17 protein-coding genes are annotated in these 19,657 nt (G+C 73.3%); 10 read left to right on the top strand and 7 right to left on the bottom strand.

Annotated elements, in window-relative coordinates; translation table 11 throughout:
* Positions 1 to 127: 127 nt before the first annotated feature.
* Complete coding sequence (locus AB0N04_RS09540) at positions 128 to 619, bottom strand: FBP domain-containing protein (RefSeq protein ID WP_360206207.1); 492 nt, start codon at positions 617 to 619, stop codon at positions 128 to 130.
* 632 nt (positions 620 to 1,251) lie between these two features.
* On the opposite strand from AB0N04_RS09540, the gene AB0N04_RS09535 reads away from it, so the two are divergent.
* From AB0N04_RS09535 to AB0N04_RS09525, 3 genes are all read left to right on the top strand, one after another.
* Complete coding sequence (locus tag AB0N04_RS09535) at positions 1,252 to 2,094, top strand: ABC transporter ATP-binding protein (protein ID WP_360206210.1); 843 nt, start codon at positions 1,252 to 1,254, stop codon at positions 2,092 to 2,094.
* Positions 2,088 to 4,664, top strand: coding sequence for an FtsX-like permease family protein (locus AB0N04_RS09530; protein WP_360206213.1), 2,577 nt, complete (start codon positions 2,088 to 2,090; stop codon positions 4,662 to 4,664). Before AB0N04_RS09535 ends, AB0N04_RS09530 begins: the two co-directional genes overlap by 7 nt.
* A gap of 190 nt (positions 4,665 to 4,854) precedes the next feature.
* Positions 4,855 to 5,586, top strand: a complete 732-nt coding sequence (locus tag AB0N04_RS09525) for a hypothetical protein (protein WP_360206216.1) — start codon at positions 4,855 to 4,857, stop codon at positions 5,584 to 5,586.
* Positions 5,587 to 6,142: 556 nt separating this feature from the next.
* Here AB0N04_RS09525 and AB0N04_RS09520 read toward each other — a convergent pair.
* A complete protein-coding gene (locus AB0N04_RS09520) occupies positions 6,143 to 6,853 on the bottom strand; it encodes a CHAP domain-containing protein (RefSeq protein WP_360206219.1) in 711 nt (236 codons plus the stop codon).
* Positions 6,854 to 7,104: 251 nt separating this feature from the next.
* On the opposite strand from AB0N04_RS09520, the gene AB0N04_RS09515 reads away from it, so the two are divergent.
* Positions 7,105 to 8,280 carry a hypothetical protein gene (locus tag AB0N04_RS09515; protein WP_360206222.1) on the top strand — a complete coding sequence of 392 codons (1,176 nt, stop codon included), beginning with the start codon at positions 7,105 to 7,107 and terminating at the stop codon, positions 8,278 to 8,280.
* A 273-nt stretch (positions 8,281 to 8,553) separates the two neighbouring features.
* Positions 8,554 to 8,958, top strand: a complete 405-nt coding sequence (locus AB0N04_RS09510; RefSeq protein ID WP_360206225.1) for a hypothetical protein — start codon at positions 8,554 to 8,556, stop codon at positions 8,956 to 8,958.
* A gap of 43 nt (positions 8,959 to 9,001) precedes the next feature.
* On the opposite strand, the gene AB0N04_RS09505 is transcribed toward AB0N04_RS09510, so the two are convergent.
* Positions 9,002 to 9,358 carry a hypothetical protein gene (locus AB0N04_RS09505; protein ID WP_360206227.1) on the bottom strand — a complete coding sequence of 119 codons (357 nt, stop codon included), beginning with the start codon at positions 9,356 to 9,358 and terminating at the stop codon, positions 9,002 to 9,004.
* A gap of 63 nt (positions 9,359 to 9,421) precedes the next feature.
* Positions 9,422 to 10,147: a TetR/AcrR family transcriptional regulator C-terminal domain-containing protein gene (locus AB0N04_RS09500; RefSeq protein ID WP_360206230.1), complete on the bottom strand. Its 726-nt coding sequence runs from the start codon at positions 10,145 to 10,147 to the stop codon at positions 9,422 to 9,424.
* 193 nt (positions 10,148 to 10,340) lie between these two features.
* Here AB0N04_RS09500 and AB0N04_RS09495 point away from each other — a divergent pair, with 193 nt between their 5' ends.
* Complete coding sequence (locus AB0N04_RS09495; RefSeq protein WP_360206233.1) at positions 10,341 to 11,921, top strand: FAD-dependent oxidoreductase; 1,581 nt, start codon at positions 10,341 to 10,343, stop codon at positions 11,919 to 11,921.
* A gap of 218 nt (positions 11,922 to 12,139) precedes the next feature.
* On the opposite strand, the gene AB0N04_RS09490 is transcribed toward AB0N04_RS09495, so the two are convergent.
* The gene (locus AB0N04_RS09490; RefSeq protein WP_360206236.1) at positions 12,140 to 12,961 is read right to left on the bottom strand and encodes an alpha/beta hydrolase; all 822 of its coding nucleotides are present in this window, start codon (positions 12,959 to 12,961) and stop codon (positions 12,140 to 12,142) included.
* Positions 12,962 to 13,034: 73 nt separating this feature from the next.
* Positions 13,035 to 13,961: a glyoxalase gene (locus AB0N04_RS09485; RefSeq protein WP_360206239.1), complete on the bottom strand. Its 927-nt coding sequence runs from the start codon at positions 13,959 to 13,961 to the stop codon at positions 13,035 to 13,037.
* Between the two features lie 432 nt (positions 13,962 to 14,393).
* Between AB0N04_RS09485 and AB0N04_RS09480 the strand changes: the two genes are divergently transcribed.
* Entirely contained in the window at positions 14,394 to 15,275 is an 882-nt protein-coding gene (locus AB0N04_RS09480) for a DUF1906 domain-containing protein (RefSeq protein WP_360206242.1), read from the top strand.
* 183 nt (positions 15,276 to 15,458) lie between these two features.
* On the opposite strand, the gene AB0N04_RS09475 is transcribed toward AB0N04_RS09480, so the two are convergent.
* On the bottom strand, positions 15,459 to 16,130 hold the full coding sequence (locus tag AB0N04_RS09475; RefSeq protein WP_360206244.1) for a DUF4097 family beta strand repeat-containing protein: 672 nt from the start codon (positions 16,128 to 16,130) through the stop codon (positions 15,459 to 15,461).
* A 348-nt stretch (positions 16,131 to 16,478) separates the two neighbouring features.
* On the opposite strand from AB0N04_RS09475, the gene AB0N04_RS09470 reads away from it, so the two are divergent.
* From AB0N04_RS09470 to AB0N04_RS09460, 3 genes are all read left to right on the top strand, one after another.
* Complete coding sequence (locus AB0N04_RS09470; protein ID WP_360206247.1) at positions 16,479 to 17,036, top strand: GNAT family N-acetyltransferase; 558 nt, start codon at positions 16,479 to 16,481, stop codon at positions 17,034 to 17,036.
* A gap of 286 nt (positions 17,037 to 17,322) precedes the next feature.
* A complete protein-coding gene (locus AB0N04_RS09465; protein ID WP_360206248.1) occupies positions 17,323 to 17,928 on the top strand; it encodes a hypothetical protein in 606 nt (201 codons plus the stop codon).
* 140 nt (positions 17,929 to 18,068) lie between these two features.
* Positions 18,069 to 18,641, top strand: a complete 573-nt coding sequence (locus AB0N04_RS09460; RefSeq protein WP_360206251.1) for an SMI1/KNR4 family protein — start codon at positions 18,069 to 18,071, stop codon at positions 18,639 to 18,641.
* Positions 18,642 to 19,657: the final 1,016 nt, after the last annotated feature.

The raw sequence follows: 19,657 nt of genomic DNA, 5'->3' as shown, positions 1-19,657 counted from the left end.
CTCCCGGTCCGGCCCCGCAGAAAATCTGCAGACCGGTCTACAGATTCAGTGCCGGCCCTCCCCCTTGCCGCACCCGGGAGTCGACCGGATCGACTTCCCGTGCGGGACCTGTCGTCGACGCTCGCCGTCAGGCCGCGACCTTGGCGACGAACGCCGCGAGGTTCACGACGGACCGCTGAATCCGCTCCTCCAGGGTGAGCGACTCGTGGAAACCCGACCCCGGGCCCGCGTCCTTCTTGCCCCGGACGTACAGCGAACAGGCGAGGTCGCTGCAGATGTAGGCACCCACGGAGTTGCCCTGCTTCCCCGCCTTGCCCGCCCTCGCGGCGACCATCAACGACACACCACCGGTGTGCACGGTCACGCAGATCGAACACATGCTGCGCCGCCCCTGCCACGCGGCGGCACCGGGACTGCGCAGCGCGACGGCCACGACGCGCCCGTCCGACTCGGCGGCGAGATAGGCCCGATCGGGAGCCTGCGGATCCCGCCAACCGAGGAAGTCCAGCTCCCCCCAGGGCCGCTCGACCAGGTCCCGGGGGACGAACAGCCTCTTGGCCTCGCCCTTGCTGCAGTTCAGGAAGGCGGCTCGGATCTCTGGTTCGGTCAGCTGCTTCATAATCGGCAGGCTAATTTACCTAAACCAATTAGGCAAATACATAACGCCCATCGCCCACGAGGCCCGCGAGGGGGCAGGCGGGTGAGTCCACCGGGGTGCGGTGTCACCCCGCTGGTGAACTCCTACTGCTCTCCCGTGCTCGGGAACCCATGACAGGAGCCACGGTTGCCGGCCGGCCGGGGGCGCGCGGCGGATCCTGTCCGAGTGCCCCCGCACCTGCCGAGCCTGGCCGGCGCGTCGGGCCGAAGGCGGGAAGCCCGGCGTGGCCGCAGGAGGGAGCGGGCCTGCGCTGACGTGCAGTTGGGATTCGTCCGGCCCTTCCGACCGGAGCGACAGCCCCCCAACACCCCTACAGGCATTCGCAGTTGCGGCACGGGCGGGAGCCCAGGCTCGGGGCGCACCCTGCTGCCCGTCGGCGTAAGGGTCAGGGGTTCCTCAGGGTCGAGATCAGGGGCAGTCCGGAGGTGCGGGCGCCGCTGGCGGGCCTAGCGTCGGGTGCGGCGGGTGATCGTTGCCGCCCGGCCGGTCCAACCGGCCGTCGGATCCAGGGAGATGGCGAGCGAGTGTTCCGGAACAGGGCTCTACCGACGCGGGCTGCGCGTCCCGCACCCGGCACCGCGGCGGACGCGGGCGTGGCCGACACCGTCCGCCTGATCGGTGTGCACAAGGCGTACCGGCGCGGCGACAGCTCGGTGCGGGCGCTCGACGGGGTGGACGTCGCCTTCGCGGCGGGCACCTTCACCGCCATCATGGGCCCGTCGGGATCCGGCAAGTCGACGCTGCTGCAGTGCGCGGCGGGCCTCGACCGGGTCGACGCGGGCCGGGTCCTGCTGGACGGCGCGCCGTTGCACAGGCTCTCCGAGCGCGCCCTGACCGAGCTGCGTCGCGCGCACATGGGCTTCGCGTTCCAGTCCTTCAACCTCGTACCGGCTTTGACGGCCCGCCAGAACGTCGAGCTTCCCCTGCGACTGGCGGGCCGAGCGATCGATCCGGCGGCGATCGAGCGGGGCCTGGCCGAGGTCGGTCTCGCCGAGCGCGGCGAGCACCGGCCCGCCGAGCTGTCGGGTGGCCAGCAGCAGCGGGTCGCCATCGCGCGTGCGCTGGCCGCCAGGCCCAAGGTGATCTTCGCGGACGAGCCCACCGGCGCCCTGGACTCGCGCACCGCGCGCGAGGTCCTGGCCCTGCTGCGCGGGGTCGTCGAACAGCACGGCCAGACGGTGATCATGGTGACGCACGACCCGGTGGCCGCCTCCTACTCGCAGCGGGTGGTCCTGCTCGCCGACGGCCGGGTGACCGGCGAGCTGTTGGAGCCGACGGCCGAGGGCGTGGCGCTGCGCATGGCGGCCCTGGAGCCGGGCGGCGGGCCGGGATCGGACGCCCGGGGCGGAATGGACGGGCCGTCGGAAAGCGAACGGCTAAACAGCGAACGGCGAAACGAGGCAGGCCTCGGTGGGAATCGGGCGAAGCCGTGCTGAGCCTCGCCCTGGCCACGCTGCGCCACCGCCTCACGGGCTTCCTCGGCGCCTTCGTCGCCCTCGCGCTCGGCACCACGATGATCGGCATGATGGCGCTGACCCTGGCCGCCACCTTCGGCACGCCGCACCCGGGGCCGCAGCGGTTCAGGGCGGCCGCGACGGTGGTCGCCCCGCTGGGCTTCGATGGGCAGCCGATGAAGGCCCCGGCGGTGCTGTCGGCCGAGGTCGTCGCACAGGTGACCGCGGCGGGGACGACGACCGCCGACCGTAGCTTCCCGGTCCGGCTGGACGCGGGCTCCCCGGGAGCGACCAGCCAGGTGGGCCGAACCGGCCACCCCTGGTCCTCGGCCGCCTTCGCGGGCTACCGCCTGCTCGCCGGGCGTGCCCCGCAGGCGGCGGGCGAGATCGCCGTCACCGGTGGCGCGGAGTCGCTGGTCGGCCGGACGGTGGAGGTGGGCACTGCGGCCACCGGCACCGACACCGCGTCGCACGGCGTAGCCTCCGACGGCGCCGCCGCCTCCCTCGGCGAAGTCTCCGGCGCTACAGCCTCCGACGCCCCCGCGCCCGACGGGCCACGCCGCTACACGGTGGTCGGCGTCACCGACGCGCTCTGGTTCGAGAGCGCGGTCTTCTTCGGCGACACCGAGGCGCAGCGCCTCTCCCCCGGCGTCAACGCGCTGGTCACCGACCAGGACCCGGGGCGGCTCGCGGCCGCCGTCGCCGGACGGGCCGTGGTCCTCGGGGGCACGGACCTGACCCGGCTCGACCCCGACTCCACCGGCGGCGCGCAGGCGCTGGCCGACGCCCAGGCGATGGCCGGCAGTACGACCGGACTCGCGGTGTGCGTCGCGGTGTTCGTGGTCACCGCGACCTTCGCGTTCGCCGCCGAGCAGCGCCGCCGTGAGCTGGCGCTGCTGCGGCTGGTGGGTGCCTCGCCCCGGCAGGTGCGGCGCATGGTGCTCGGCGAGGCGCTGCTGATCGGGGTGGCGGCCGCGGCCGTCGGCTGCGTCCTGGCCCCGCTGGGGACCGTGCCGCTGCGGTCGTGGATGCTCGGCCACGGCGTGGCCCCGGACTGGTTCACCATCCCGATCGGCCTGCCGGCCCTGCTGGTCGCCTTCGTCCTCGGCGTGGCCGCGGCGCTGGCCGGCTCGGCCTCGACCCTGGTCCGGGTCTCGCTGGTCCGGCCGGTGGAGGTGCTGCGCGAGAGCGTGGTGGAGCGGCGTGCGATGACGCCGGTCCGCTGGCTGCTGGGGGCCGGGATGCTGGTCGGCGCGGTCGCCGCGGGGGTCGTCATCGCGCGCACCGAGCCGTACCTCGCGGCGAGCGCGCGCAAGTACGAGGCCGTCCCGGTGCTCTACGTCGGGGCGTTCACCCTGCTGGCACCGGTCCTGGTGCGTCCGGTCACCCGGCTGCTGGTCGGCCCGTTGCGCGGCTCCGCCAAGGCCGGCCCGCTGCTGGTGCGCGAGAACGTCCTCACCGCCCGGCGGCGGACGGCGGCCACGGTGGCACCGATCGTGGTGGCCGTCGGGCTGGTCGGCACGCTGCTGACGATGCAGCGGTCCGGTGACGCGGCGGTGCTCGCCCGCCAGCAGCAGGAGGTCCACGCGGCGGGCGTGGTCGTGCCGGGCGGTTCCGGGATCGACGCCGGGACGCTGGAACGGCTGGCGGCGGTCCCGGGGGTCCGGGTCACCCCGGTGACCTCGATGAACGTCCGGATCGGCACCGCCGCCGGCGACCAGATCGACTCGCTGAGCACCCTCGCGGTGCCCGCCGCGGCGCTGGGCACCACCATCACCCCGCCCGTGCGCTCCGGTTCACTCGCCTCACCGCCGGCGAACTTCCTGGTCATCGACGAGCACGCGGCCGAGTCGGACGGCCTCGCGGTCGGCGACCAGGTGGTGGTCCTGCTGCCGACCGGAGTGCGGGTGCCGACCGTCATCGCGGCGGTCGTGGCCCGCGGCCTGCACGGCGACGACACCTACCTGTCCGCCGCCGTGACCGGCGCACCGGCCCCGACCCAGGCCTACCTCGACTCCGAGACGGGCCGGGGGCGTCCGCTCGACGAGGGGCAGACCGCCGCGGTTCGCCGGGCGCTGACCGGCTCCGGGGCGCACCTCACGACCTACGACGCCTACCTGGAGGCGCGCCGCACGCAGGCCGCCGAGCAGACCGACACCGCGGCGGTGGTCATCCTGGGGATCGCGCTGGCCTACGCGCTGATCGCGGTCGCCAACACGCTGGTCATGGCGATGGCCGGTCGACGGCGGGAGTTCGCGCTGCTCGGCCTGGCCGGCGCGGTGCGCGTCCAGATCGTCAGGGTGGTCGCGGCCGAGTCCGCCGTCGCCGTCCTCGTCGGCACCGCCCTCGCGGCGGCGGCGACCGTCGCCGCGGCCGCGACCCAGCACGCCTCGCTGAGCCGACTCGTGCCCGACGCACCGACCGTCGTCCCGTGGTGGCAGATCGGCGCGACCGTCGCGCTCTGCGCCGTGGTCACCGTGGCCGCCGCCTCGTCGGCGACCGTCCGCGCGACCCGCGGGCGCGCGGCCGAGGCGGCGGGCGGGCGCGAATAGCGAAGCGGAGCGCTGATCTGACGGGCCCATCGGACGAGCCGACCGGACGGGACCGATCGGTTCCGCAGGTCGGTTCGGCTGACCCGGTCGGGCGACTGAGGAGGGGCGACCGGTAGGGAACACGTGGTGAATCAGTAGGGATCAGAAATCGGGTATCGCCGATCAGTTCGATACTGATAGCTTCCTCGACGTGGCAAAGCTGAACCAGATCATCGCCGTCGAAAAAGGCGTCAAGTCGAAGTCCTTCCAGGAGCTGACGCAGGCCCATCAGGATCTGCAGAAGCCCGCTCTGCTGGCCGGGATCTCCCGTGCGTACCAGCCCAAGGACGAGGAGGGCGAGCAGCTGCCTCCCGAGTCGACCCGGGTGCAGCTGAAGGCCGAGGACGTCCTGCGCTCCACCGCGGTGACCCTCACCCGGCTGTTCGACGTGACGGCCACCAAGGACTGGGCCAACGTCGGCGCGAGTGCGGACGTGGTCGTGGACGGCCAGGTGCTGCTCGCCCGCGTCCCGGTGCCGTACCTGCTCTTCCTCGAGAAGCAGCTCACGGACCTCTTCACCTTCGTGAAGAAGCTCCCGGTGCTGGACGCCTCCGAGTCGTGGAACCTGGACGCGTCCACCGACTCCTGGAAGACCGAGCCGGTGCGCACCATCCGGACCAAGAAGGTCCCGCGCAACCACGTCAAGGCCGAGGCGACCGACAAGCACCCGGCCCAGGTCGAGGTGTACTACGAGGACATCGCCGTCGGCTACTGGACCACCGTCAAGTTCTCCGGCGCGCTGCCGGCCCGTCGGGTGAACGAGCTCGCCGAGCGGGTGGAGAAGCTCCAGCAGGCCGTCAAGTTCGCCCGCGAGGAGGCCAACGCGGTGGAGGTCACCGACCAGCGGGTGGGTGACGCCGTCTTCGGCTACCTGTTCAGGTAGCCCCATGATCGCCCGCCCGGGGAGCCGGGCGGGTGCGCCGAGCACGTCACCTCGCCCGCCGAGCCGGGCGGGTGCGTTGCACGGCGCGCAAAGCTGACACTGATGTTGAAGCTGACCAAGGGGTCACAGTGGAGGTTCGAATCCTCCCCCCGGCACCACGGGCCGGGGTAGCCCAAGCCAGGCAGAGGCAGGCCCCCTCAAACTCAGATTCTCGCTCCAGTCTCAGCATTCGCCGCCGAACGCCGGATCGACCGGGTGCGGACGAATATCGACGAATGCAGGTTCAAGTCCTGTCTGTGCCGCTCCGTGGCACGGTAGTTCAAAGGTAGAACGCGTCGGTTTCAATCTGATCCGCGACCCTTAAACGTGCCGGTGTGCGCAATTGGGCGGCAAAAAGGGGCCCGGGAGCTGGCTACGCTCCCGGGTCCTCTCGCGTTTCCTGCGGCCGTCGGGCGGCGCCTGCCGTCGGGCCCGACGAGCTGCCGTCAGGCGTTGCGTACCGTCAGGCCCTACGTGCTGCCGTCAGGCGTTGCGTACCGTCAGGCGCCTCGTGCCGTCATGCGCCGGGCGGGGTGACGTAGCCGGTGACGGGCAGGCCCTTCGCACCGCCGGTCGCGTGCTCGGGGTCGAGGTGGCTGCGCAACGTGACCTTGTCACCGTAGTTGCCGTCGACGGTGTCGATCGTCCCGTCGCCGTGCACCGCGACCACGACGGCGACGTGACCGCCGGTCTCCCGTGGGGCCGGCTTGCCGTACACCACCAGGTCGCCGGGCTCGGGCCGGGCCGCGCCGCGGTCGTGCCACAGGTGGTGCTTCTGGCCCCAGGCGCCGACTCCACGACCGGTCAGGTCGGTCGGGACCTCCTTGACCCCGGCCTTGCGCCAGGTCCACTCGGCGAAGGCCGCGCACCAGGAGGTCCTGCAGGTGTGGCTCCCGCCCGGGAAGTACTTGTCGCACTCCGCGCTGCCCTCCCGCACCCCGACCTCGCCCCGGGCGACGGAGACGATCCGGTCGCGGAGCGCGGAGCCCACCCGCGTGGCGGGGGCACTGATGACGGCACTCGCGTCCGTGCCGCCGCCGGTGGCCGCGGCGTCCGCCGCGCCGGCACTCACGCCGAGGACGCCGCTGACGACGAGCGCGGCGACGAGCGTGCCGACGACGCGCCCCGTCCGGGCGAGGGGCACCGCCTGGGGCAGAGCACGGGACGAGGCGCGGTCCGTGCCGCGCTCCGTGGTGCGGTCCGTGGCGCGGCGGTGGTCCTGGTTCACGGGGATCACTCCTTCGGGTTCACTCCCCGCCCGGGCACGGCGAAGGAAGTCCCGGGCCGGGACGGGGATTTGGGAGGCGTCGGCGAGCGCCGACGGCAATCACCATGCCACCGGGCGGGGCGCCGTCGGTAGCCTGGGCCGGTCCCAGGTGTCCCAGAGCCCGCCCGTCCGTCCCACACGCCTGTGACCTGCACCGACGTGGCGGACTTGGGACGGCGGCGGGTCGCCGGGAAGGCGCGAGGAGGAGGCAGATGAGCGGCAGTCGGCCCACCCGGGGGCGTGCGATCCCCCTTCCGCACCCGCCGGACGTCCAGGAGTGGACCGGCCTGATCGCCACGCTGACGGCTCAGCTGGACCTGCAGGGGCGGTCACTGGAGAACCGGTCCACCAAGGCCGGCCGCCCGGTGGGCAAGAGCACCTGGCACCGCGTCCTGACCGGCCACACCCTGCCCTCGGCTCAGGTGCTCGACGTGATGCTCGGCAGCGGCCGGTTCACCGACGCGCAGCGCCGCTCGCTGCGCACCGCCTGGGAGAAGGCCGCCGACTGCCTCGACCGGACCGACAGCACCCGCCGCGCCGCCTCACCGGCCGCGCCGCCCGAACCGGTCGAGCCACCCGCCGCCCCGGCCACCGATTCACTGCCCACCACAGCCCGCCGCCCCCACCGCCAGGCCCGCGCCCGCCGGACCGCAGGCCGACTCACCGGCGCACTCACCGCCGCGGCCGCCTGCGCCCTGTTCGGCCTCCTCTGCCTCCTCGGCCTCCACCTCCTCGGCGGCTCCGCCCCCACGCCCGTCGAGGACTCCGCCGACGCCGTCGCCCCCACATCCCCCGCGTCTCCCACGTCCCCCGCGTCCCCGACGACGACCTCGGTTCCCCTGACACCCCCGTTTCCCCAGGCACCCCCCGCCACTCGCCCCGCCCCGGCCGGACGAGCCGCCCCGAGCACCCCCGCCACCGAACGGCCGCCCCTCGTCCAACCCGCGCCGGCCACCGAGCGCCCCGGCGTCGAGAAGGGCACGCTGGGCGAGGACAGCCGCTGCAGCCGCCCCTTCCAGGGCCCCGACGTCGTCACCTGGCGGGTCTGCGTCCTGGTGGAGGCCGACCGGGTCTCCTTCGCCCTCAAGGTGACGAACCGGGCCAGCGCCCCCACCCGGGCCAAGGTCCACCTCGAGTTCGCCCGCGCCGGGACCATCCACCCCTGCCCGGGCGCCGCCACCGCCCACGTCATCGACCTCGACGCCGGCACCACCGTCCTCACCCCGCCCGCCGACTGCACCTCCGAACGCCAGCCCACCGCCCTCTCCTACCAGGCCCTCGGCCGGGTCGTCGCCGCCGACGCCACCGACGCCGCCTACAACGTCTCCCCCACCGCCAGCGTCTACCCCACCAGCCCCACCATCTGGCGCCCCGACCTCCTCGACTAGCGCGCGGCCAAGGGGTGTCGGCCCGTCGCGCGACGGCGTGCCCGGAGCATTCGCTGGCGAGGCCCGGCCCGCCGGGCGGCACCGCCGCGCCATCCGCGCCGAGGCCCTGCGGATCTGCGTGCCGTCGGTGCAGCGACGCGGGCAGGCCTGGAGCGAACGCGGGGAGGGCCGTCACAGCGTCAGGTTCCGTTCGGTTCGGTCCCGCGGATCGTCAGCCTCTGACGGACTTCACCTCATTGGCCCGAGGGGTTCCGGCGTGAGAGCCTCACGCTCATGGCCACTGAAACCGAGGTGGGCGAGCTGTTGCACCGACGTGGCTGGCGGACGGCGTTCACGGTCGCTGACAGGGTGAACGCGTGGGCCGCCCTGGTGAGTGCCGTCGAGCGCGGCTACGACGACGACATCTACGAGTACACCAACGACCTCTATTGCCGGAACTGGCTCCACGAGGCATGGCTCCTGCTGGACGACCACATCGTCCAGCTCTGGACTCCTCGGATCAGAGCCCTGGACGGGCGGTACCGGGCCGCGACCGTCGATGACGACGGCCAGGCGCTCGAGCAGTTCCACCGACTGCCCGGCCCCGACCTGTGGTGGTGGCGACGGCACCCCCGCGCCCTCACCGGGGACCTCGGGCGATCACTTCGCTCGGCCGGCGCCATCGACGGCGTCCCGTGACCGGCATGGCCCTCCGGCACCTCCGGCGACGGCCTGCCGCCGGTCAGGGCCGGGGGCGTCCGGCTTCCAGGGCGTCGGCCCGGGCCTGGAGGTCTGCCGCGATGGCGTCCCAGTCCGGGCCGTGCAGGTAGAGGCTGTGGGCCGCCTCGCGCAGCAGCTCCGGGTCGTCGGGGCGCTGGAGGAGGAGCAGGCGGTAGGCGAGGTTCCGGACCCAGACCGGCAGCTCGCCGTCGACGATGTGCGGGCAGAGTTCGCGGAGCATGGCGAGGATGGAGTCCGCGTCGGCGAAGGTCAGCCGCTCGACGAAGAGGAACTCCTCGTGGTTGCCGGCGCACTCGGGCGCGGGGCGGTACTCGTCGCCGAAGACGCACCGGGCGTGTTCCGTCAGGGTGGTGTGCATGCCTCGGAGCGTACGGCGCCGTGACCGACCGGGCGGAACCATCGGATCCGACGGACGGAACGTTCAGCGCGGCGCGAGGCCGTTGATCATCAGGGTGAGGGTGAAGTCGAACCGGTCGTGGCCCTCTCCGGCGGTGAGTTCGGCGGCGTGGCGGGTGGTGTGGGGGAAGGTCGCGGCGGGCAGGGCGGCGAAGCGGCGGAGCAGTTCGTCGCGGTCGAGGACCCAGGCGTCGTCCTCGTGCGCCGAGCGCTCGCGCACGATCGACAGTTCGAGGCAGTACGCGGCCACGTAGAGCAGGAGGGCGTCGACGGCCCAGGCGGCGGCCTGCGGGGCGATTCCCCCGGCGAGCAGGATGCCCAGCAGGCCTTCGTTGACGCGGATGGTCTCGAGGTCGGTGGGCGCCATGGCGAGGGCGGCCCGGGAGATCCCCGGGTACTTCAGGTACTGGTCGCGGATGCGGGTGCAGACGTCGCGGATCTGTTCCTGCCAGGCCGCGGGGTCGGGCCGGGGCAGGTCGAGCTCGGCGCAGAGCCGTCCGATGAGCAGGTCGTCGAGGTCGGCCTTGTTGACCACGTGGGCGTAGAGCGAGGCGGGCCCGGTGTCGAGTGCGCCGGCCAGTCGGCGCATGGTCAGCGCCTCGTAGCCCTCCGTGGCGATGACGCCGAGCGCGGTGTCGATGACCTGCTCGACGGTGATCGGGGCGGTGCGGCGCCGCCGCCTGGTGTCAGCGGGTTCGGCCTCGGGGTTGGGCGGCTGCTGTCGCGCCGCGCGTCGCTCTCTCGGGTTCACCCGACCATCATAGCTTGACACGAACGCTGTTCGTTAATAGAACGGTGTTCGTAACGAGAGACAGGAGCACGCCGTGAATCCGACCCAGGGCATCCAGCAGGACCCGAAGCACGATGCGAGCCCGGAGCCCGGCCCGGATCGGGACGCTGCTCGGGCTACTGCGCAGGGCACGGGCCCAGGTGGCGCCGAGACCGTGGACGTGACCGTCGTCGGCGCCGGGCCGGCGGGCCTCGTCCTCGCCGCCGAGCTGGCGCTCGCCGGGGCGGCCGTGCAGGTGCTCGAGCGGCGGACCGAGCCGGACGAGTCGATGAAGGCCGGTGGGATCAACATCCCGACGGCCGAGGCGCTCGACCGCCGCGGCCTGCTGCCCGCCGCCGAACGGGTGCAGCGGGAGCTGCTCGCGCGGATGGGGCCGCCCACCCGCCCCACCGACGCTCGGCAACGGCCCGCCGACGGTCGGCACCAGCCGGCTGCCGAACGGAAGGCGGGCGAGACGCGGTTCACCGGGCACTTCGCAGGCATGGTCCTCGACCCCGACCTCGTGGACTGGTCCGACCCCGACCTCGCCGACCACACCGCCGCCGCGGGCGCCCGCCTGGTGCCGCAGCGCGAACTCGAGGCGCTCCTGGCCGACCACCTCGCGCGGCTCGGCGTACCGGTGCGACGCGGAGTCGAGGTCACCGCGTTCGAGGACACCGGCGACGGCGTCCTCGTCGACACCAACGTCGGCCCCCTGCGCACCGGCTGGCTGGTCGGATGCGACGGCGGGCGCAGCACCGTACGCCGCCTCGCGGGCATCGGCTTCCCCGGCACCGACCCCGAACTCACCGGCCACCTGGCCGTCGTCGACATCGCCGACCCGGAGAAGCTCGCGAACGGCTGGGCGTGGTCCGCCCAGGGCGCGTACCGCTACGGGCCCCAGCCCGGACGGGTCGTCACCGTCGAGTTCGACGGCGCCCACCACGACCGCACCGCCCCCGTCACCCTCGACGACGTCCAGGCCAGCCTCCGCCGGGTCTCGGGCACCGACGTCACACTCACCGCACTGCGCGGAGCCGCCACCCGCTGGACCGACAACGCCCGCCAGGCCGCCTCCTACCGGTCGGGCCGGGTACTCCTCGCCGGCGACGCCGCGCACGTGCACTCGCCGTTCGGCGGCCAGGGGCTCAACCTCGGGGTCGGCGACGCCATGAACCTCGGCTGGAAGCTCGCCGCAGTGGCCACCGGACGGGCCCCCGAGGACCTCCTCGACACCTACGACGCCGAACGACGGCCCCTCGGCGCCTGGGTACTCGACTGGACCCGCGCCCAGATCGGCGTGATGCGCGGCGACGCCAAGTCCGCGGCACTCCGCGAGGTCGTGGCCGACCTCCTCGGCACCCCGTCCGGCGCCACCCACGCGGTCAAGAAGATCTCCGGGGTCACCCAGCACATCGACCTGCCCGGCGACCACCCGCTGATCGGACGGTACGCCCCCGACCTCCGGCTGAACGACGGCACCCGCCTCGCCGACCACGGCCACACCGGCGGATTCCTGCTGCTCGATCGCACTCCGGACGGCACCTTCGCCCGCCACGCCGCCCCCTGGGCCGGACGCGTGCGCCGCGTGGCGGACGAGGGCCCGTCGACGCCGGCGGGCGTGCTGGTACGCCCGGACGGCGTCGTCGCCTGGGCCTGCGACAGGGCCGACCCCGACACCGTCACCGACCTCGACGCCGCCCTCCGCCGATGGGCCGGCGCACCGCACGGGGTCGCGTACGAGCCGGCGGGGTGACCGATCGGACTGTCGACCTCCGGCGACGGGAATCGACGGCGCGCCGCACGGGCGCCGGACGCGGCCGCCCAAGTGGTGCGGTTCTCGGTACGACGGCCGCGACGCCGGGGACTGACGGCACCACACCGCCCTTGGACCGGACCACCCAGGGTCGACGTGGGCCGTGGGAGCGGGCCGTGGGAGCGGGCCGGGCCCGCGGGCCCGGCCACGTGGTCGGCTCAGCTGCTGATGAACTCGACGAGGTCGTGGGTGAACGCGGTCTCGAAGGCGCCCACCAGGCCGTGGGGGGCACCGGGGTAGACCTTCAGAGTGCCTCGGGGCAGCAGCTCGACGCTCTTCTCGGCGGACGCGGCAATCGGGACGATCTGGTCGTCGTCACCGTGGGCGACCAGGACCGGGATGTCGATCCGCTTCAGGTCGTCGGTGAAGTCGGTCTCCGAGAAGGCCTCGATGCAGTCGAGTGCACCCTTGAGCCCGGCCTGCATGCCCTGGAGCCAGAACTCCCGGCGCTTGCCGTCGGACACGGCCGCGGCGGGGCGGTTGAAGCCGTAGAAGGCCTCGCTCAGATCGTGGAAGAACTGGGACCGGTCAGCGGCGACGCCTGCACGGATGCCGTCGAACGCCTCGATCGGGGTGCCTTCCGGGTTGTCCTCGGTCTTGAGCATGAGGGGCGGGACGGCACCGAGCAGGACGGCCTTGCTCACGCGGGAGCTACCGTGGCGGCCCAGGTAGCGGGCGACCTCGCCGCCACCCGTGGAATGGCCGACCAGGACGACGTCGGTGAGGTCGAGCTGGGCGAGGAGCTCCGCGAGGTCGTCGGCGTACTGGTCCATGTGGTTGCCGTCCCAGGTCTGGGTGGACCGGCCGTGGCCGCGCCGGTCGTGCGCGATGGCGCGGAAGCCGGCCGAGGCGACGGCGACGGCCTGGTTCTCCCAGGCGTCGGCGTTCAGCGGCCAGCCGTGGGAGAAGACCACCGGACGGCCGGTGCCCCAGTCCTTGTAGTACATCTGCGAGCCGTCGGACAGGGTGATGTGGGGCATGGGCGTACCTCTCGATGACTGGTGGTGCGGGGATGACTGGTGGCGCGGGAGGGAAGGGAACGGACGCTGCGGGTCAGCGGTGCGTCCGGGTGTCGTGGATCTCCGCGAGGTATCCGCCCGGGAACTGCACCAGGGCGCTGTCACGGTCGGCCGTGGCGGTCGGTCCCCACCGGACCTGCGCCCCCGCGGCGGTGGCTCGGGCGAGCGTCGCGGCCAGGTCGTCCACCTGGTAGCCGGTCAGCTCACGGCCGAACGGGCTGGGCAGGTGGCCGTCAGTGGCCTGGACGACGGTGTTGCCGAACGGGCTGGTGATCCTGACCCGGCGGTAGGTGGTGCCGGGCATGCCCAGCTCGCTGCCGGGCGCGCGGTCGTCGTCGGAGACCACCGTGCCGCCGGTGAAGCGCAGGTAGCTGTGCAGGAACGCGGTGACGGCTCCGGTCGGGACGTAGAGGCGGTTCTCCGGGACGCTGGCCAGCGGCGGGTAGGAGGGCGGGGTGGTGTGCCAGTACAGCTGTGCGTCGATGCCACCTGGGAAGCGGACGATCGCGTCGCGCCCGATCGGATCCGCGAAGGGCTCGACGACCACGTCAGCACCGGCGGCACGGGCCCGGCGTACTCCCTGATCCAGGTTCTGGACCAGCCAGCCGGTGCGTTCGGTGCCGAAGCCGTAGGGCACCGGCGTGCGGTAGTCGAAGACCGAGAGCATTCCGACCGGCGAGTGGACGAGTTCGGAGACCGTCAGGCTGGGGGTGGGGGTCACGGTGACCAGCGCGGGCTCGGTGTGTGTTCCGCCGAACGTCGCCTCCCAGCTGCTGACGAAAGCCTCGACGGTGCCCGGCTCGAGGTAGACGTGGGTGCTGTCGTACTGCGCGCCCACGGCGATCGTGGAGGCGGCCGCGGGGGCCGGTGGTGCGGCCAGGCCCGCCGACGCCGTGCCGAGCAGGAGCAGCGCGGCGGCGACGACGGCCGACCGCGTCCGCGCGAATGGTTTCGGGCGCACGGGGATCCCTCCCTGGGGGCTGTGGGCCGGGCGGAGGAAGTCCGCCCTCCATCTCGCGATGAAACGTATCCGCCTGGCAGGAAGCGGAGTTGACCCTCCGCGCAAAGGCATGTCCTCACAGTGAGCGGCTGTCCGGGCGCGGAACCGCCGGACGCACCGCCCGTGAGGTCAGCGGTGCCGGAGTCCGCGGCGACCTGGCCGCCTCCCGCACCCACCTCCACCGCCCGCTCGTGGCGGGGCATGCGATGGCGACCGGCCGGACACCGAGGCAACGGTTCCACCGTCGTCGACCGCCGTCAGTGGTCAACCGGGAGTCGCCACTGGGGACCGGCCCGGTGCCCGGGCCCGGCGTGTGGTGATTCCGGGTGAGCGGGACGCGGCGCGTCGGCACGTTGGCGGGGCGGGCCCGCGGTCGGCGGCTAGGACGGAGGGATGCGACTTCCCTCACCGACCGCGCTCCTGGCGCTTCCGCTCGTCCTGCTCGCCGGCGCCGTCCACGGTGCCGCGCCCGTCTCGGCGGCGGCGCCCCCGACCGCCCGCCCCGCACCCTTCGCCCCGCCCGTCGCCGCACCGCCTCCCGTGGTCGCGGAAGCGCTGCCGGAGTACCGGTTCACCGGCGCGGGCTTCGACGCCTGCTCGGCCCCGTCCGCGGCGGCGATGTCCGCCTGGCGCACCGCCTCACCGTACGGTGCGGTGAACATCTACAGCAGCGGTAGTCAACGTCACTGTGAGCAGAAGCAGTTGACGCCGGAGTGGGTCGCCACCGTCCGGGCGATGGGGTGGAAGCTGGTGCCCACGCACGTCGGGCTCCAGGCGCCCTGCGCCGAGCGGGACGACAAACCGCTGCGGATCGACCCGGACCGGGCCGAGGAGCAGGGCGGCGAGGAGGCGGGCGAGGCGGCGGCGGCGCTGCAGGCGCTGGGCCTGGGGCCGGGCAGCCCGGTGTACCTCGACATGGAGGCCTATCCGACGGGCGACGAGGTGTGCAGCCGGGCGGTGGTCGACTTCACCGTCGGCTGGACCGAGGCCCTGCACGCGGCCGGGTACCGCTCCGGCTTCTACTCCAGCGTGAACTCCGGCATCGCGGACGTCGTCGCGGCCGCCCGGGACGGACGTGCGCCGATGCCCGACGCGATCTGGTACGCCCGCTGGGACGGCCGCCCCACGACCACCGGGCAGGCCGGGCTGCCCGACGATCTGTGGACCCACCACCGCATCCACCAGTACCGGGGCGGCGCCGACGAGACGTACGGCGGCGTGACCCTCAACGTCGACCGCGACGCGCTGGACGGGCTGGTGGCCGGCGGCAGCTGAGCCGTACCGGGCGGGGGGCGGGACCGGCCGCCCGCGAGCGCCCCCGCCCGGTGGCCGCGGTAGCCACTGCCGGACCATGATCCGCCCCCTTCGTCGGTGGGTCACGGCGTGGCATGCGCGCCCCTCGGCCGGTGGGGCCGAGGGGTTGCGCGTCGGCGTGGGCCGTCGGAAGCTCCGCCCCGCTCAGAGGCTGCGGGCGGTGACGTTGCCGTAGGTGGTGGTCGCGATGATGGTCAGCTGGGCGGCGGCCCCGTCGGTGTTGTGCAGCGCGTTGTGGATGCGGCCGTAGGAGGTGCCGGCGTCCAGGGTGGCGGACACGCCGCGGGCGGCGCCGACCGAGATGTCGCCGTGCTCGGTGTGCAGCGAGACGGCGCCGCCGGCAGCCTCGGTGACGGTGAGGTCGCCCTTCTGGGTGCCGAGTCGGGCGGGCCCGCCCAGGCGGCCGAGGTGGATGTCGCCGGACTGGAGGGTGAGGCGGGCGCTCGCCGTCTCGTCGAGGTCGACCGTGGCCTGTGCGCCCTCGAAGACGACGTCGCCGAGGCGTCCGGTGCCGCGCAGCTCGGCGAGGGCGGCCTTCGCCTCGATGTGGGAGCCGGCCGGCAGCTGGACGCTCACCTCGACCTGTCCGCCGTCGCCGAGGATCCGGTTCTGCGCCGGCGCGGCCTCGATGCGCAGGACTCCGTCGGCGTAGGCGATCCGGATCCGCTCGGCCGCCTTCACGTCGCGGTTCTTCGAGGCGTCCGCCGGGCGGACCTCGACCACGGTGTCGCTGCGGTCGGCAGCGGTGAGCCGGATGAGTCCCGCCGGGATGTCCAGGACGGCGGTGACGGGGGCGGGGGTGTCGAACTTCTGCATGATGTCTCTCCTGTGCTTGCGCTCGTCGTTTCTGACGATGGAAAAGCTACGTTGCTTTCCATATTCGGGCAACACTCTCGTTGCGACCGATCAGCATTTGCGCAGGTAAAAGCGCGTAAATCGTTGCAACGCTCCTGAATCTAACGCAACGACAGGCTGCTGCCCGTTGCAGTCGACTGGCGATGAACGCTACGGGGTGACGGCTGTGGCACGCGGGTGGCGGCCCTCTCCGAGCGCAGGCAACCGACCCTCGCCGGAACGCGTCTCGATCTGTGGCGGCGTCAGAGGCCTTTGCGCGTCGCCGCCGTGCGGGCCGCACCGTGCGGCCGCGAGGATCAGGAGCCCTTCATGCCGGACCAGGACGACGTGACCGCCTCCGCCTGGCCGCCCGCCCCGATCAGGACCGAACGGCTCGTGCTCCGCGGGTCCGAGGCCCGGGACCGCGCCGCCTTCATCGAGCTGTTCGCCTCGCCGGAGGTGGGCACCCACGTCGGTGGCGCCCGGCCGCGGGACGAGCTCGAGCGCGCGATGCCCCGGGTGCCCGGGCGGCGCTTCGGCTTCTTCGCGGTCGAGCTCGGCGGCGCGATGATCGGCATGATCACGCTCGACCCGCGCGACCCGGGGCGTCCGGGTCACGTCCGGCCGGAGGGCGGGGAGACCGAGCTCGGCTACATGTTCCTGCCGCAGACCTGGGGGTACGGGTACGCCTCCGAGGCGTGCACGGCGGCGCTCGACTGGTTCACCGGCGTGTTTCCGCGCGAGCCGGTGGTGGTCTGCACCCGGACCGCCAACCGCGCCTCGATGCGCGTCGCGGCGAAGCTGGGGTTCACCGAGGTGGCACGGTTCGAGGAGTACGGCGCCGGGCAGTGGTTCGGCGTACGGTCCCCGGTCACGCCGTCGACATGACCTCACGCACACGAGGACACGGGCCTCTCCCGGGCGGAGCGACCCGGCCGCCGCCCCGGCTGCCGAACCGGCAGCGACCGGACGGCCCGGCCCGGTCCGCCATGACTGACGCGCCGTGGGCCGCCGCGCGACGCGCACCTCGCAGTCAGACGCGCACCTCGCAGTCAAATGACTGATGTGCGCCCGATGCGGTTCGGCGAGAGTCGGGGTCGCCGGGTGTTCCCCGGCGGCGGGCACGGGGGCGTGCCCGCGCGTTCGTCGACGTACGAGATCGAGGAGCACCAGGATGACAACCAGTCAGCGGCCGGTCGGAACGTGGAGGACGGCCGTGGTCGCCGGGGCCGCGGCCCTCGCCGTCACCGGAGGCATCGCCGCACCGGCCGGCGCGGCGCCCGCCTCGAGCTCGGCGGCGGACCGCCTGGACATCGCGAACGAGGCCCGGTTCGGCGACGTGCAGCTGGGCGAGCCGGCGCACCCCCGGGACCACCCGGGCGGGCGCCCGCTGATCAAGCACTACTGGGTCGCCAAGCTCGGGTACGCCGCCGTGTCCGCCCTGAACCAGCGGACCAACTTCGGCTGGCAGCGCAACTACAAGGACTGGACGGTCGCCATCGTCGGCAACGACATCCAGGGCAAGCGGGTCACCGTCTACACCAAGATCACCAACCTCTACTACGGCGAGGGCGGCGTCATCGGCGCCCAGACGGCACCGACTCAGCAGGTGCTGATCGCCCAGAACACCATCAAGGCCCAGAGCGTCGACGTCGTCACCGAGATCGTCAACGTCCACGTCATCAGCCCCAAGTGGGAGGACGTCTTCAGCGCCGACTGCCGCGCCCAGGAGGACCTCCGCAACGCGGTGAAGGCGCAGCTCGCCTGCACGATGGGCTGAGTCGCAGCCGAACTGCCGGGGTGGCGTGGCTCCACAGCGGGGCCACGCCACCCGGGCCGACGCGGGAGGAAGCGGCTGCCCGGTCCGGCGTCAGTGGCGGGTGCTACGTTCCGTCCGTCGTGACGACGGAGGGATTCCCGATGCAGGAGATCTGGGCGCGGATCGAGGCCGCGCTCGGGCGGATCGCCCCGGAGGTGGTGGCCGCGATGCCGCCCGGTGCCACCGAGGAGGAGATCGCGGCCGTGGAGGCCGTGATCGGGGTGGAGCTCCCGGAGGACGTCAGGGAGTCCTACCGCTGCCACGACGGCCTGCCGGGGGTCCTGATCGGCTGGCACGACGCGCTCCACTCGCTCGCCGCGATGGCGGACGACTGGCGTGAGCGGGTCGTCGACGCCGGGGACCCGCCGTGGGACGAGCGGGAGGAGGACGGCGTGATCCGCCGCGACGTCGCCTGGTCCGCCGGGTGGATCCCCGTCATCGGGATCGGCAACGGTGACGTGATCTGCATCGACCTGGATCCGCCCACGCCGGAGCGTCGCGGTCAGATGATCGACTGGTCGCACGAGGGCTGGCGGGCCCGCTACGAGAGCGCCGGTCTGCGGGAGTTCCTGGAGCGCTTCGCCGCGGACCTGGAGGCCGACCGCTACCAGGTCGGCGGGACGGGCGGCGCACGGGGCGACGGTGGCCTGCCACTGGTGATGCTCAAGGACTGAGGACGGTCCGGCGGCCGGGGGTGGTCGGGGTTGGCCTCGCGCCCTCCGACTGCGCGGGATCGGGGCGGTGGCGACCGGGCCGCGGCTTCCCGGGGCGGGTCGGGGGAAGCGCAGGTTCTGGTAGGAGCAGGGTCCGCTGGTGCCGCTGCCGGTGACCGTCCAGCCGCCGGGCACGGCGTAGCCGTAGACCCGGCCGCCGGGCATCGCGCAGGCCACGTCGGCGGTGGCCGTCGCACCGTGGGGCGCGCCCTGGAGGTAGACGACCTGGGAGGTCTGGGCGTCGCCGGACACCGCCACCAGCACCCAGCCGGCCGGGACCGCGGTGTTCGCCAGGACCGCCACCCTGGCCAGGTACGGTGCGCCACCGAGGTACTCGATGGTCTTCTGGCCGGTCGACTGGCTCTGCCCGATCACCGCCCAGCCCGCCGGGACGGGGTCGTACAGGCCGATCCGGGTCTGCGTCCAGAAGGGCGGACTGGCCGCGGGCGAGGCGGCGGCGGCGACCGGCCACAGCAGCGCCGCCAGGGCGACGGCACAGGCGGCCAGGGCAGGGGCTCTGCGGACGGAAGTGCCAGCACGCACGGGGGACTCCTCAGCGCTCGGGAACGGGCGTCAGCCGATCCGTTCGGCCCGCCGCGTTCGACACGGCCTCCGGTCACGAAAACCCTCTCGCAGCCACTGACGAAGCATCAATGCTCTTTGATTCAAGGTAAGTTCAACTCACCAGGCGGGTACGCGCCGCTCTCCTCACCGACACCCGCGCCGCTCACCCGGCCTCGCCCCAGGACCCGCATTCGGACCTACACGGGGCGAAGTGCATCACCAACAAGGGCAACTCCATGGCGAACGGCACCTGGATGACCCTGTGGGCCTGCAACTCGGACTGGAACTACGCGCAGTCCTGGCAGATCAGCCTGTGACGCCGTAGCCCTGCTGCGCGCAGCGGTCCGCCGACGTGTGCGTCACCGACCTCTACCTGGAGAAGGTGACCGGCCCGGACACCTACCAGGTCGACG

Source organism: Kitasatospora sp. NPDC051702 (assembly GCF_040681575.1).
In the GTDB taxonomy this organism is placed as follows: Bacteria; Actinomycetota; Actinomycetes; order Streptomycetales; family Streptomycetaceae; genus Kitasatospora.
This window is presented reverse-complemented; position numbering and strand designations above follow the sequence as displayed.

Coding starts and splice junctions, on each gene's coding strand:
- AB0N04_RS09470 (WP_360206247.1), top strand. CDS start 16,479: ATGCCGGACCAGGACGACGTGACCGCCTCCGCCTGGCCGCCCGCCCCG.
- AB0N04_RS09475 (WP_360206244.1), bottom strand. CDS start 16,130: ATGCAGAAGTTCGACACCCCCGCCCCCGTCACCGCCGTCCTGGACATC.
- AB0N04_RS09515 (WP_360206222.1), top strand. CDS start 7,105: ATGAGCGGCAGTCGGCCCACCCGGGGGCGTGCGATCCCCCTTCCGCAC.
- AB0N04_RS09490 (WP_360206236.1), bottom strand. CDS start 12,961: ATGCCCCACATCACCCTGTCCGACGGCTCGCAGATGTACTACAAGGAC.
- AB0N04_RS09505 (WP_360206227.1), bottom strand. CDS start 9,358: ATGCACACCACCCTGACGGAACACGCCCGGTGCGTCTTCGGCGACGAG.
- AB0N04_RS09540 (WP_360206207.1), bottom strand. CDS start 619: ATGAAGCAGCTGACCGAACCAGAGATCCGAGCCGCCTTCCTGAACTGC.
- AB0N04_RS09465 (WP_360206248.1), top strand. CDS start 17,323: ATGACAACCAGTCAGCGGCCGGTCGGAACGTGGAGGACGGCCGTGGTC.
- AB0N04_RS09510 (WP_360206225.1), top strand. CDS start 8,554: ATGGCCACTGAAACCGAGGTGGGCGAGCTGTTGCACCGACGTGGCTGG.
- AB0N04_RS09480 (WP_360206242.1), top strand. CDS start 14,394: ATGCGACTTCCCTCACCGACCGCGCTCCTGGCGCTTCCGCTCGTCCTG.
- AB0N04_RS09460 (WP_360206251.1), top strand. CDS start 18,069: ATGCAGGAGATCTGGGCGCGGATCGAGGCCGCGCTCGGGCGGATCGCC.